General features: G+C 53.6%; 11 protein-coding genes. 4 read left to right on the forward strand and 7 right to left on the reverse strand.

Going from position 1 to position 14,025, the window contains the following annotated elements; genetic code table 11:
• Window positions 1-315 precede the first annotated feature (315 nt).
• Window positions 316-3,504: a TonB-dependent receptor gene (locus tag FH871_RS10365; protein ID WP_138991360.1), complete on the forward strand. Its 3,189-nt coding sequence runs from the start codon at window positions 316-318 to the stop codon at window positions 3,502-3,504.
• A gap of 22 nt (window positions 3,505-3,526) precedes the next feature.
• Complete coding sequence (locus FH871_RS10370; protein ID WP_138991361.1) at window positions 3,527-5,302, forward strand: RagB/SusD family nutrient uptake outer membrane protein; 1,776 nt, start codon at window positions 3,527-3,529, stop codon at window positions 5,300-5,302.
• 68 nt (window positions 5,303-5,370) lie between these two features.
• Here the strand turns inward: FH871_RS10370 and FH871_RS10375 are convergent, their stop codons facing one another.
• Window positions 5,371-6,474 (reverse strand): hypothetical protein, encoded by a 1,104-nt coding sequence (locus FH871_RS10375; protein ID WP_138991362.1) that lies wholly within the window; start codon window positions 6,472-6,474, stop codon window positions 5,371-5,373.
• 170 nt (window positions 6,475-6,644) lie between these two features.
• Between FH871_RS10375 and FH871_RS10380 the strand changes: the two genes are divergently transcribed.
• Both FH871_RS10380 and FH871_RS10385 read left to right on the forward strand, forming a co-directional pair.
• On the forward strand, window positions 6,645-7,259 hold the full coding sequence (locus FH871_RS10380) for a hypothetical protein (protein WP_138991363.1): 615 nt from the start codon (window positions 6,645-6,647) through the stop codon (window positions 7,257-7,259).
• Between the two features lie 118 nt (window positions 7,260-7,377).
• On the forward strand, window positions 7,378-7,938 hold the full coding sequence (locus FH871_RS10385) for a hypothetical protein (protein WP_138991364.1): 561 nt from the start codon (window positions 7,378-7,380) through the stop codon (window positions 7,936-7,938).
• Here the strand turns inward: FH871_RS10385 and meaB are convergent, their stop codons facing one another.
• The 6 genes from meaB to FH871_RS10415 form a co-directional block, all read right to left on the reverse strand.
• Entirely contained in the window at window positions 7,939-8,913 is a 975-nt protein-coding gene (meaB, locus tag FH871_RS10390; RefSeq protein WP_138991365.1) for a methylmalonyl Co-A mutase-associated GTPase MeaB, read from the reverse strand.
• Between the two features lie 85 nt (window positions 8,914-8,998).
• Window positions 8,999-9,679, reverse strand: coding sequence for a 2-C-methyl-D-erythritol 4-phosphate cytidylyltransferase (locus tag FH871_RS10395; RefSeq protein WP_138991366.1), 681 nt, complete (start codon window positions 9,677-9,679; stop codon window positions 8,999-9,001).
• Between the two features lie 82 nt (window positions 9,680-9,761).
• On the reverse strand, window positions 9,762-10,805 hold the full coding sequence (gene queA, locus FH871_RS10400; protein WP_138991367.1) for a tRNA preQ1(34) S-adenosylmethionine ribosyltransferase-isomerase QueA: 1,044 nt from the start codon (window positions 10,803-10,805) through the stop codon (window positions 9,762-9,764).
• A 187-nt stretch (window positions 10,806-10,992) separates the two neighbouring features.
• Window positions 10,993-11,364, reverse strand: a complete 372-nt coding sequence (locus FH871_RS10405) for a hypothetical protein (RefSeq protein WP_138991368.1) — start codon at window positions 11,362-11,364, stop codon at window positions 10,993-10,995.
• A 130-nt stretch (window positions 11,365-11,494) separates the two neighbouring features.
• A complete protein-coding gene (locus FH871_RS10410) occupies window positions 11,495-12,163 on the reverse strand; it encodes a DUF1080 domain-containing protein (RefSeq protein WP_138991369.1) in 669 nt (222 codons plus the stop codon).
• A 227-nt stretch (window positions 12,164-12,390) separates the two neighbouring features.
• Window positions 12,391-13,890: an acetyl/propionyl/methylcrotonyl-CoA carboxylase subunit alpha gene (locus FH871_RS10415; protein WP_138991370.1), complete on the reverse strand. Its 1,500-nt coding sequence runs from the start codon at window positions 13,888-13,890 to the stop codon at window positions 12,391-12,393.
• Between the last annotated feature and the right edge of the window lie 135 nt (window positions 13,891-14,025).

The following is a 14,025-nucleotide window of genomic DNA, read 5'->3' on the forward strand; positions in this document are numbered from 1 at the left end:
CGGTTTCGGATAGAGCCAACGCCTGGCAAATTATTCAAAAAATGTGGACGGGCAGCAGGAAGGGAGGCAATCTTTGCATCGACGGATTTATATAGCTCCGATTCAGTAGGTTTAAATTAGGTTTTACTTTGATGTTGTATGAAATAAATAAGTAGCGCATTGGGTAAATTTTATTTTATTGCGTGAAAAATCCTGTTTCGGGTAGTCAGATTCTTTAGCGGTTTATTTCGGTCGTTTTACCATTCTTTTGGTTCATTTTAAGTCTCCTTAGCTTTTTTATTTCGTTCACTTTACCATCTCTAATCTCCATTTTTTATGAACAAGCTTCTACAATTGAGTAGTCAGGCCAGGCGCGTGATACTGTTTATCGGTATTTTCGGACTGGCTTGTTTGGCAAACGAAGCCAGGAGTCAGACTATTTCGGGGCGCATCACAGCGACTGAAACCGGGGAAGCCCTGCCGGGTGTCAGTGTGGTGATTAAAGGCACGACGCAAGGCACCACAACGGACAATGCGGGGAAATACACCCTCAAACTGCCCGGTGCCAACGCTACCCTGGTGGTGAGTTTCATTGGATACCTCAAACAGGAAATTGCCGTGGGAGGGCGCTCGACCCTCGACATTGCCCTGGAAGTCGATACCAAAGCCCTGGAAGAAGTGGTTGTCGTGGGGTATGGTACGCAGGAAAAAGTGAACCTGACCGGAGCTGTCGGGATTGCCGACAGCAAACGGCTTCAAAACCGGCCGATTGCCTCGGTGGGTGAGGGGTTGCAGGGCGTGATTCCCAACCTGAACATTGGCGTTCGCAATGGCGACCCGGCCCAGCCCATCACCTTCAACATCCGGGGCTACGAGTCGATCAACGGCGGTTCTCCCCTCATCCTGGTCGACAACGTTCCGATGGACCTGAACCGGGTCAACCCCAACGACATCGAGAGCATCAGTGTATTGAAAGATGCGTCTGCGGCCGCCGTTTATGGCGCGCGGGCGGCCTTCGGGGTGGTGCTGGTGACGACCAAAAGCGGGAAAAGCGGCAAGATCAATGTCTCGCTGAACACGCAGTTTTCGCTGGCAAAACCCATTTTTAACATGGATGTCGTCACCGATCCCTACCAGTTTGTGCAGGCCCGGAACCAGGCCAACATTCGTTCAAGCGGGGTTCCCGCCTACGATGACGACATGGTGGCCGGAACGAAAGCCTTTTCGGAAAATCCGGCCACGGCACCCCAGTGGAAAGTGGTCAACGGCGTTCTCCGGTTTTATGGCTACAATGATTACCAGAACAGCATCATGACCGATTATGCGCCTACCAGCCAGCACGATCTGTCGGTTTCGGGCGGTACGGACAAGGCGCGGTACCTGGTGTCGCTCGGCTACTTTTCCAAAGACGGGTATCTGCGCTACAACAACGAGAAGTTCAAACGCTACAATATGTTGATGAAGGCGGATTTTGAAGTCAACGAGTGGCTGAAACTGGACAGCAAGGTGATCTTCAACTCCCAAAACAGCGACAAACCGCACTTCTACAACTGGGACGTCAACATCAACTCGCTGGCGCGGGTCAACCCCATTGCGGCCATCCAATTTCCCGATCTGGAGTATTACATCACGCCGGGCGACCGTGAGAAATACGCACCCTACATCGGGAAGTATTTCGGAGGGACCAACTTCTTTCCGTATCTGCTCGACGGCGGACGGACGACCTTCACCAACAACGATCTCTGGCTGACCCAGGGCGTCACCCTGACGCCTTTGCGGGGCCTCAAAATCCGGTCCGATTTTTCCTACAACATTTTTAGCCGCAACTACCAGGACGTACAGAGCAAGGTCGACATTGTGGATGCCAACCTGCTGGCGGCCAACCTGCTCAGCAACGGTTTTAGCGGTGACGACTGGATTCGGAACGAGAATGAATACAACCAGTATTACGTCTTCAACGCGTATGCCGAATACAAAGTCCCGTTGCCGACCAATCACAACCTGACGACGATGGTCGGCTTTAACCAGGAACGGGGGATCAACCGCTACACCGGAGCGCAGGCCCGGGCCCTGATTACGCCCCAGGTTATTGATCTGAATGCGACGACGGGAACGCAGCAGACCTTCGGCAGCAAGTCGCACGTAGCCTTGCGGGGTGCTTTTTACCGGCTGAATTACAATTACAAAGAGAAATACCTGATCGAATTCAATGGGCGCTACGACGGCACCTCCCGGTTTCCGAAAGACAGCCGGTTTGGCTTTTTTCCCTCCGTGTCGGCGGGCTGGCGGATCAGCAACGAAAAATTCATGGCCGGAACCGGAAGCTGGCTCGACAACCTGAAACTGCGCGCTTCATACGGAACGCTGGGTAATCAGTTGCTGGGCACCAACTACTACCCGTATGTGGCCACGATGGGGACCGGACAGTCGCCGTACATGTTTACCAATGCCCTGATTCCGTTTGTGTCGGCGGCCGGCCTGGTCAGCCCGTCGCTGACGTGGGAAACCGTTATCTCCAAGAACATCGGTCTGGATGTGACGATGCTACGCGGACGGCTGGATGCGTCCCTGGACGTGTATACCCGCGACACGAAAGACATGCTGATGGATGTGTCGTACCCGGCGATTCTGGGAACCGCGGCCCCGAAAGAAAATGCGGCCGATCTGCGGACCAACGGCTGGGAGTTGTCGCTGACCTGGCGGGATAAGTTCAAAAGCGACTGGAGCTACGATGTTACGCTGGCGTTGTCGGACTGGACGGCGGAGATTACCCGGTTCAATAACCCCACCGGCGCCCTGCCCAACAACAGCAACATTTACTACGTCGGTCAGAAGCTGGGCGAAATCTGGGGCTTTGAAACCGCCGGTATTTTCCAGACAACGGACGAGGTAGCACAGGCTCCCAAGCAGACCAACATCGGGGCCAACTGGCGTCCGGGCGACATTCGCTACCAGGATCTGAACGGCGACGGCAACATCACATTTGGAAAGAATACACTCGGTGATCCCGGCGACCGAAAAGTGATCGGGAACACCACGCCCCGGTATTCGTTCGGGCTCAACGGCGGGATTGGTTACAAGGGCGTTCGGCTGACGCTGTTCTTCCAGGGCATTGGCAAAAAAGACCACTGGCCAACGTCCGACAACTGGACCTGGTTTTTTCCCTACAACGCCGGACACGTTGAGAAATACTACATCACCGACACCTGGACGGAAGACAACCGGGATGCGTATTTTCCGGCGGCACACATTTCGACCAATGACAAAAAGAACGTGCAGGTGCAGTCGCGGTATTTGCAAAGTGCAGCCTACGTCCGTCTGAAAAACATCACGTTGAGCTACGATTTACCCCAGGGCCTGATGAAGAAAATCGGCGTTGGGAGGGCCCAGATTTTTGCAACGGGCATGAACTTGTGGGAATACACCAAAATGCGGAAACCGCTCGATCCCGAGACGATTCAGTCAGCCGCCATCGAATATCCGATGCAGCGCATTTCTACGCTGGGGCTCAATGTTTCCTTTTAATGACCGATAAACGACGATCAATATGAAAAAATATAGCATTTTATCCGGCTTTTTCGTGGTTGCCGCCTTTCTGTTCAGCGGTTGCAATGACGAGTTTCTTGAACGATATCCACTGGATCGCATCACGAACCAGACGTTCTGGAACACCGAAAATGACCTGCGGGTCTACAACAACAGCCTGTATGACCTGGCGCGGAACGACGACAACGTCCCGATTTTACACGGTCATTACAACGGCTTCGACAGCCACTGGGCGAGCATCTGGTTCCAGGATGAATTTGCCGACAACATGGCACCCCGACATGCCCGGCACAATCTTTTCCAGCAGGTGCGCTCCGGAAAACACACCATTCCGACCGACCCCCAGCAGTTTGGCTACAAAGGCTGGAATTTCGTGCGGGCCATCAACGTCGGTTTGGCCAATTATGACAAAGCTGCGGTTGCTCAGGCGATTAAAGACCGCTACATTGCCGAGGCCCGGCTTTTTAGAGGGTGGTTTTACGCCGAGAAAGTGTCGAAATTTGGGGATGCGCCGTTTGTGGACAAAGAACTCAACGTAGACTCCCCCGAACTGAATGCCGCCCGAACACCCCGCGAAGAGGTGATGAACAAAGTGCTGGAAGACCTCAATTTTGCTTCTACTAAACTGCCCGATAGCTGGGGCGACGGCAACGCGCCGGGTCGTCTGAACCGCTGGTGTGCGTTGCTGGTGAAGTCGCGGGTTTGTTTGTTCGAAGGCACCTGGCGCAAATACCACGGCGGCACCGACCCCACCAAATGGCTCCAGGAAGCGGCCAATGCGTCGAAAGAATTAATGGACAAAGGCCCGTACCGGTTGTATAGCACGGGCAACCCGCAAACCGACTACAACGCCTACCACCGCGTGCTGAATCTGGCGGGCAATCCGGAAGTGATGTACTGGCGGAAATACCAGTTGGGGGTGTTTACCAACCACGTGCAGTCGTATTTTGAATACGCCGGGGGAGCCACCAAAAGCCTGGTGGAAGACTATCTCTGTACGGATGGGCTGCCCATCACGCTCTCTCCGCTCTACAAAGGCGACGATAAAATTGAAGACGTTTTCGAAAACCGGGACCCGCGTCTGCGCCAGACCGTCTTGCACCCGGAAGACGCAGCCAAATACAAATACCATTTGGCCGACGGGCGTCCGTATCCCCGAATTCAGGGCATGGAAGGCGGGTATGTGTCGACGACGGGCTACCACATCATCAAGCATTACAATGCGGATGACATGATCGGAAAAGCGTTCGATACTGCCGAATCGCCCGCCATTATTCTGCGTTTTGCCGAAGCCTTGCTGAACTACGCCGAAGCCCAGGCCGAACTGGGGAAAATCACCCAGGCCGACCTCGACCTCAGCATCAACAAACTGCGCGACCGTGTGGGCATGGCGCACCTGGAAATGGGAAAAGTGCCCGTCGACCCGCGTTACACGGCGGACGGAATCTCTCCGCTGATTGCCGAAATCCGGCGGGAACGGCGCATCGAACTGTTCATGGAAGGCTTCCGCTACAATGACCTCAAACGCTGGAAACAGGGCAAAAAACTGCTCATTCCGACGCTGGGAATCCGCTGGGACGCTGCCGCGATTGCCCGCTATCCAAAGGCCAACATCAAAACCGCCGTTGATCCGGTCTCCAAAAAAACCTACATCGATGTGTATCAGGGAACGGATTGGGCCAACCCGGTTTTCGACGAAACCAAGCACTATTTGTGGCCCATACCGCTGAACACCCTGGCCCAGAACCCGGCCATCAAGCAAAATCCGGGCTGGTAAGCGGGCTTATTTGATCGCAATACGAGCAACCGGCCGGGCGTCTGATCAGACGCCCGGCCGGTTGCTCGTCAGGCCTTCCCGCCCGAATAGACCAGATACTCGATGAGCAACGCCAGCGAATGCGCTTCACAGGTCCAGTCCATCCGAACCAGCCGGGATTGCGCCATGCGGTTGAGAAGCGGGTTTTGGGAGGCCGTCAACATCCCGGCAATGAAAAAGGAATAATCCCGGATGTCGGTTTCGGGAATGGTCTGAACGTCGATGCGGGGCGGTTTTTCGCCCAGTTGCAGTAGGGAAGTCGAGACAATGACCTGATCCATCACCGGCAAACCGTCTTCCAGCATCTGGTAGGCATCCCGAATGAGCGGTTCTCGAATCGACTCCAGCGATTCCGGTCGAAAAGCCGCCAGCAAACCGGCTACGTGGTACAGAATGAGCGTGGCGCGCGGATACGAATGCGAACACCGGAACGGCTCCTGCCGGTACCGCCCCGTTTCGATGACCGACCGGATGAATGCCAGGCTGTCGTCATCGTGCTGGTTGAGCGGCAACTGGTATTGAAAAATGCAGAAAAGCAGGTTGCACAACACACTCGCGTCGAACTCAACGGGCATATTTTTACCAAACCAGGTCGAATAGGCCCGGAGGTTGACATAATCGGCGTAGGTGTCTTCCACTTGCCGGGTTGCCAGGTTGGCGTGTTCCGTCAGTTTGTGTTTCAGCCAAAGCAAATCCTCGCGCGACGGATTGCTGGTGAGGTAGACCATCGCCGTATCGTCGGCATCGTCGGGCAGCCGGAAGTGGTCGATGCGGTGGAGCAGGTGCCCGTTGGGAAAGTGTCCCGACGGTTGTCCTCGTTTCGGTGTTTTGTAAAAATTGTAGGTTTTTAAACCGTCTTTGTTCTGAAAATCAGGATAGTGCTGAATGGCTTCTTGAACGATGCCGTCCACTTTTTCCTGAGAAACCGCTGCGAGCTTCGGCCGGATCTGTTGCAGGGTAAACACCGTAATGGCCGTAAAAAACACGTTGGTATCCGGTCGGTTGTAGCCCATCAGCAGCGGGTTTCGCCGGTAAGAAGGCAAAAGTCCCGGTGGAAAAAACGGATTGTTTTCCGACTGAAGGGCCGAAATCCGGTGGAGTAGGTGTTCAATCAGGGCGTCGCGGTCAGGCATGATTCACAAAAATACGGCAACTCCCATCAAATTTACGAGCTGATGGTTCGGGTTCTGTTCATAATTCAGAAAAGGAGCCTCTTACATTCTTTTTTCCTTTCATCCGGTAACTTCTTGCAACCACCCGGCCTTCTCCGTAGTTTCGTCTATACGATAGCGCTTTCCAGCTCATGACACCATTTCGAAAACACAGCATTTTACGCCGGGTGAAAGACATCACCCTCAGCACCACTCTGAGCATTGCATTGCTGAACGGCACGGTGCTTTTGCAAAGTTGTGGTGGTTCCAATGACTCGGAAACGGAACAATCCGACCGGGTGGAGTCTTCGGACCAGTTCGGAAAAGGCGTTCGGACGTATATCACCGAAACCAGTCCGGGTAATTTCAAAATTACGGATGAGGTTCAGGTCGATCCGAAACAGGCCGGTGCCATTGTCAATTACGCCGATGGTCATCGCGACACCCTGAGCGTTCAGGCGGCCAAGCGGCTGGTACAGTCCGATTCGTCGACGAGCCGGTATTTTAACAACCCATCGACCTACCACCACGGCAGCGGTTTGTCCAGCGTCTTGCTCTGGGGCAGTCTGGGCTACATGCTTGGCCGGTCGACGACGCCCCGGTTTTCCAACGAACAACAATACCGCTCCGGCGTCTACAACAGTCCGCAGACCTACGAACGCGCCAACCGGGTCGGCAGCACCATAACCAGCTCGCGAATCAGCCGCCCATCTGGTGGCCGCAGCGGCTTTTTCGGCGGTGGTCGTTCACGCGGAGCGTCATCGTAATTAGGAAAACGAGGAAAGAAGAGAGACAAAAGAATAAAGAAAGCGGATGCTCCTTTTGCGGGGTCTCTATTCTCTTGTCTTTTCTCTCTTCCCTTTGATGAATCACAACCTGAATTCTATGAAAAAAACGTTTATCTACAGTGCGCTGTTGGCGACAGTGCTTTCTTTAAACGCCTGTCAGAGTCAACAACAAACGTCGGAGGCAACCACCCCGGCCGATACCTCCGAAATTCTCCCGAACCGGGCCGATTCGCAACTGGAAGTGCCGGTGAGCGACTGGCTGGAAAAGCTTGTGGGGCCGGAAGACGGGCTGTTTCGGGGCGTCAACCTGGGCGATGCCGTGTCCGTGGTGAAAGAAAAGGAAACGCTGGAGCCTTTCGAAGAAGATGCTGCCCACGTTGGCTACACCCTCGACTATCCGAATCTGGAATCGACGGATATTCAGTATTTTCTGGATAAAGATAAAAAAGTCATCCGCATCGACGTCGACATTTATCTCAATAACCGGACGTCGGTCGATACGCATCTGAAGGAATTGACGGCCTATTTCACCCAAAAATACGGTACTCCGGTTCAGCAAACCTGGAGTGCTGCCGGAAACCGGATCACGCTGACGGATGTTTCCAAAGGCAAAGACTTTGGCTTGAAGCTGACGTTTGGAGGGAAATCGAATGCGTAGTCAAGGTTGATCCAACAGCAGCCGGGCGCCTTGCAGTGGCAAAACCGCCCCTTTCCGAACGGCATCTTCCACGTCGGCCAGTCGTTCACGCAGCCCCGGCTGGTTGTAAAACCGGTTTTCCAACTGCTGGCGGATGGTGCTGTGCAGCCAGTCGAGGTTCTGCTGTTGCCGGTTTTGGTCGCGGTGGCCGTTTTGGGTGAGCCGCGTTTGATGATCGGTGATGATAGTCCAGAGGTCGGCAATTCCCTGATTCTGGAGGGCTGAACAGGTCAAAACCGGTGGCGTCCAACTGGTGGAAGCGGGCGGGAAGAGGTGAAGGGCGTTCTGGTAGTCGAGTCGGGCGCGTTCGGCTGCGGCTGCGTTGTCGCCGTCGGCTTTGGTGATCGCAATGGCGTCGGCGAGTTCCATGATGCCGCGTTTCATGCCCTGCAGTTCGTCGCCCGCACCGGCCAGCATGAGCAGCAGAAAGAAATCGACCATGCCGTGTACCAGCGTCTCGGATTGCCCCACGCCCACGGTTTCGATCAGAATTACCTCAAAACCAGCCGCTTCGCAGAGCAGCATCGTCTCCCGGGTTTTGTTGGCGACACCGCCCAGCGAACCGCCCGAAGGCGTCGGACGGATGTAGGCCCGTGGGTCCATCGACAGCGTTTCCATGCGGGTCTTGTCGCCCAGAATGCTGCCGTGCGACCGTTGACTGGTTGGGTCGATGGCCAAAACCGCCACTTTTTTACCGGAATCCGTGAGGTGCTTGCCAAAGGCTTCGATGAAGGTACTTTTGCCGACGCCCGGCACGCCCGTAATCCCGATCCGCACCGACTGCCCCGTTTGCGGCAACACCTGCTCCAAAACTGCCAATGCCAAAGCCTGATCGCTCTCCAACTGACTCTCCACCAGCGTAATGGCACGGCTGAGAACCAGTCGGTCGCCAGCGCGAATGCCGGCAATGTAGTGATCGGGCGGGAGTCGGCGCATGGTGGTAAAGTATAAAGAGTAGAGAAGTGAGAATAGAGAGAAACCGGACAAGAGCGTCTTTACTCTCTTGTCTTTCGTCTCAAGTCTACGCCATTGAGCGTATTTTCAGTTCTGAAATCTCCAAATCTTCGGGCGTTGTGATCTTGATGTTGTCGTAAGAACCGTCGATGAGCGTAATCGGATACCCGGCATACTCCACCACACTGGCGCAGTCGGTAAAAAAAGACTGTTCCGAGGCCCGGAAAGCGTCTCTGAAAAGAGCCAGTTGAAACGTTTGGGGCGTCTGAATCAGCCGGTAACTCGTCCGGTCGACGGCCTGGCTGCTGCCATCGGGCTGAACCAGCCGAACCGAATCTTTCAAGGGGACACAGGCAACGGCGCTCCCCGTTCGTTCGGCGGTTTCGAAACCGGAACGGATCAGTTCTGGCGTCACAAAAGGACGAACGCCGTCGTGAACGGCCACCAGACCGTCGGCTGCCCGAATTTGTTCCAGCCCGTTCCGAACCGACTGAAACCGTGTCTTTCCGCCCGGAATGACTAAAACCGCTTCGTCAAATTGATAGTGACGGCAGAGGTCTTCCCAAACCGGAATCTGTTCGGCCGGTAAAACCACCAGAATGTGTACAGCAGAAGAATAAACACGAAACCGCCGGATGGTGTGCATCAGAATGGGCAAACCGCCAATCGGCAGAAACTGCTTCGGCATATTCACGCCCATCCGGCTGCCACTCCCTCCGGCGACAATGATGACGTAATGGTTACGCATGGAACGAGAATAAAGAAAAAAGACAAGAGCATAAAGACCTATCTGTCAAGTCTTTACTCTCTTGTCTCACGTCTCTGGTCTATCAAAGAATCAACATCGCGTCGCCGTAGCTGAAGAATTTATATTTCTCCTGGATGGCTACATCGTAGGCTTGTTTAATCAGATCATATCCGCCAAAAGCGCTGGTCATCATGATCAGAATGGATTCCGGCAGATGAAAATTGGTCAGCAGGGCATTGGCGATTTTGAAATCGTAGGGCGGAAAAATGAACCGGTCTGTCCAGCCTTCGACCGATTTCAGCCGACCGTTGGCCGACACCGACGACTCGATGGCTTTCAATGAGGTGGTTCCGACGGCGCAGACGCGCCGGTTGTTGTCCAGTGCCGTGTTGACGATGCTCGCAGCCGAATCCGTAATCGCGTAGTTCTCGGAGTCGGTTTTGTGTTTCGTCAGATCTTCCACGTCGACCGTCCGGAAGGTTCCCAGGCCCACGTGCAGCGTAATCGGTGCGAAGTGGATGCCTTTGATTTCCATCCGTTTCATGATGGTTTTCGTGAAGTGCAAACCGGCCGTCGGAGCGGCCACGGCGCCCACATGCTGGGCGAAAATCGTCTGGTACCGGTCGCGGTCGGAGTCTTCGGTTTTGCGTTTGATTTCGCGGGGCAACGGTGTTTCGCCCAGTTCATCAATGGCTTTCATGAATTCTTCGTGCGAGCCTTCAAACAGAAACCGGATGGTTCGGCCACGGGAAGTCGTGTTGTCGATTACTTCCGCCACCAGGTCACTATCACCGAAATATAATTTGTTCCCTACCCGGATTTTCCGGGCCGGATCCACCAGAACGTCCCACAACCGCATTTCACGGTTCAATTCGCGCAGCAGAAAAACTTCAATTTTAGCACCGGTTTTTTCTTTATTACCGTAAAGCCGTGCGGGGAACACCTTGGTGTTGTTGATCACCATCACATCTCCGTCTCCAAAATAGGACAGGATGTCGGAGAACTGTTTGTGTTCAATGGTTTTCGTTTTACGGTCAACAACCATCAGCCGCGCTTCCCCACGTTCGGGCGGATACAAGGCAACAAGACTTTGGGGTAAGTCAAACCTAAATTCGGACAGCTTCATACGGTCAAGAAAAGAGCATCTCTCTCAAAAGAGCGCAAAATTAGCAAAAAACAGTTAGCAGTTGACGATGAGCCCGTTGCGATTGCTCTCTATTTTTAAAAAAATATGATAAATGCCGCCGGGTCGTCAGCAAATATACGTTGCGCGGGGGGGCGATTGCAAGTATATCGTGTAAACGGCTTCCTGTCTACTGCCCGTTTGACCCCAGTCCGACCCCATGAATGGGCTTTACGGAGCCTTCCAGATTGGTTTCCGGCCGCTCGGTAAGCGAAAATTTTTGCATCAACTCGGGCGTCACCTCGTTGGAATAAGTGCCTTGGGGCGACACAAAAACGCCTTTCATACCGTTGGCCGTCGAAATGGCGTACAGGGTCATTTCATCGCCGGGATCGGAGGTGCCTTCAAAACGGTGAAATTCATCGACGGTAATTTCGTCGCTTTTTATTTTTAAGCCAGAACCACTTTCTTCCAGATAATCGCGTTTTGGCTCAAAATCGTGCGTGTAGCCGCGCTCGCGCAGACTTTCCATCGCTTCCGTCAGGGTTTCAAAATGATGCATGGTGTTTCTCGTTATTTGATACCTAAGAAACCCGGAAGCGCGGAAGATGTTTTTTAAATGATGAATTATGAATGATGAACGATGGATTGTGTGCTTCCGCCAGTCTGTCGTTCATCATTCATCATTCTTTTTAGTCCGGCAACACTTTTACCATAATATCCTTGTAATAGACCTTGCTCTTGGGATCGTGGGCCTGCAGGGCGAAGGTGCCGCTGCCGATTTTGCGGTCGGCCATGTCTTTGGGACGGTCGACGCCTTCCGGTTCGGTGTATTCGTTGACCACCTTGTCGTTGATTTTGATGGTCACTTTTTTACCCTGAACCATGATTTCTTCGGTATACCACTCATTGTCTTTGACATACGTCTCTTTCACATCCTGAATGGCATACAGGCTGGCGGTCCGGCGCCAGTCGGTGTGTGAATTGTTTACCTGCACCTCGAATCCTTTTTTAGGCCAGCTTTCTTCCTGATACTGCGTATGGAAATACATCCCGGAATTGGAACCGGGCAGGGTCATCACCTTCGCCTTGAACTGGAAATTTTTGAAGTTGTGATCGTTCACCGGCCCCATGTAGAAAAGGTGTCCAACGGGACCATTCACGGCAATGGCTCCATCCTCGATTTTGAAGGAATCGGCATTTTTGCCCACTTTCCAGCCGTCGAACGTTTTTCCATCGAAAAGGCTGACCCAGCCTTTCTCGGCTTTCGGCGATGAGGCCGATTTGGACGCGGTCATGGATGATTTTGAGCAGGCTCCCAACAGAAGCACTGCACTGCAAAATACCAAAAGGTTTTTCATAGGGTTTATTGGAAAAAGAATTAGTTTTCTGCGCTAAGTTACACAACCGTTGTAATTACTTCATTTCCTGTCCGGCGATTGTTCGGATTTTTTAGAAACAGAAGAGGAAATGAAAAGAATTTTAAATGTAAAATGATGAATGTTAAATGTAAAAATAGCTAAGCGCTCTCGAAATACTTTTACATTTAACATTCATCATTTAACATTTGAAATTTCCGAAGTCTGGTCTATCTCAACCGACGTTCCTTCCACTGACTTCGTTTCGGCTCGGTGACAGCAACCTCCGGGGCGGTTTTCGGCTGGCGGTTCTGAAACAGCCAGGCCGCCAAAACCCCCGCCAGTTGGGTTTCTTCCAGACTGGTTTCGGGCGTCAGTTTATCGGGCGTAAAATAATGGTTGACAAAATGGGTGTCGAACTGCCCCGACCGGAAGGCGTCGTGCTGCATCACAAACCGGCAAAACGGCAGCGTCGTTTGCACACCCGTAATGCGGTATTCGTCGATGGCGCGGATCATTTTCTCGATGGCTTCGGCGCGGGTGGCGCCCGTTGTCACCAGTTTGGCAATCATGGGGTCATAATAAATCGGAATGGCCATGCCCTGTTCGAAACCGTCGTCGACCCGAACGCCGTTGCCTTGGGGGCGCACGTAGGTTTCCAGCGTTCCGACATCGGGCAGAAAGTTGTTGGCCGGATCTTCGGCATACACGCGGATTTCGATGGCGTGACCGTTGATTTTTAAATCTTCCTGCTTGATTTCCAACGGTTTACCTTCGGCAATGTAAATCATCTGTTTCACCAGATCGATGCCCGTAATCTGTTCCGTCACGGGGTGTTCGACCTGAAGCCGGGTGTTCATTTCCAGAAAATAGAAATTCAGTTGGTCGTCGACGATAAATTCCACCGTTCCGGCCCCGTAATAGCCACAGGCCCGCGCCACTTCGACCGCGCAACGCCCCATCTCGGCCCGAATGGCCGGTATCAACACCGACGATGGTGCTTCTTCCACCACTTTCTGGTGACGACGCTGAACCGAACATTCGCGCTCGAAGAGGTGAATGATGTTGCCGTGTTGATCGCCCAGCACCTGAATTTCCACGTGCCGGGGTGACGTAACGTATTTTTCGATAAAAACCGACCCGTCGCCAAAGGCCGATGTGGCTTCGCTGACGGCGCGGTTCATGCCTTCGTCAAACTCTTCATCATTTTCCACGATCCGCATTCCTTTGCCTCCTCCGCCCGCACTGGCTTTGATCAGAATCGGATAACCGATCCGGGCGGCCGTTTTCCGGGCGTCGTCGCGATCCGTGATGGCTTCGGGCGTGCCCGGAACCATCGGGATATTATAGTAAGCTACGGCGGCTTTGGCCGCCAGCTTACTGCCCATCACTTCGATGGATTCCGGTGAGGGCCCGACAAAGATCAGCCCGGCGTTGCGGACGGCGCGTGCAAAACCGGCGTTCTCCGACAAAAAACCGTAGCCCGGGTGAATGGCATCCGCGCCGGTCTGTCGGCAGGCTTCAATGATGGCATCGGCCCGCAGATACGACTCGGAGGAGGGGGGCGGCCCCACACACACGGCTTCGTCGGCATACCGGACATGGAGCGACTGGCGGTCGGCTTCGCTGTAGATGGCTACGGTTCGAATGCCCATTTCGCGGGCGGTTCGCATGATTCGCAGGGCAATTTCACCGCGGTTGGCGACGAGTAATTTCTGAATTTTAGCCATTGAATGTGAATCGTTGGTCATTCGGATTTCGGTGGCAGAAGGGCCTTGTTGCAGCAGATAACCGAACAGGAATGCCCCTGCAAAAATATACTTCTCGCTGCCTGCTCCTAATTTCCGACGGTAATTTCTAAAACC

The sequence above is a fragment of the Larkinella sp. C7 genome (assembly GCF_006149005.1).
Classification (GTDB): domain Bacteria; phylum Bacteroidota; class Bacteroidia; order Cytophagales; family Spirosomataceae; genus Larkinella.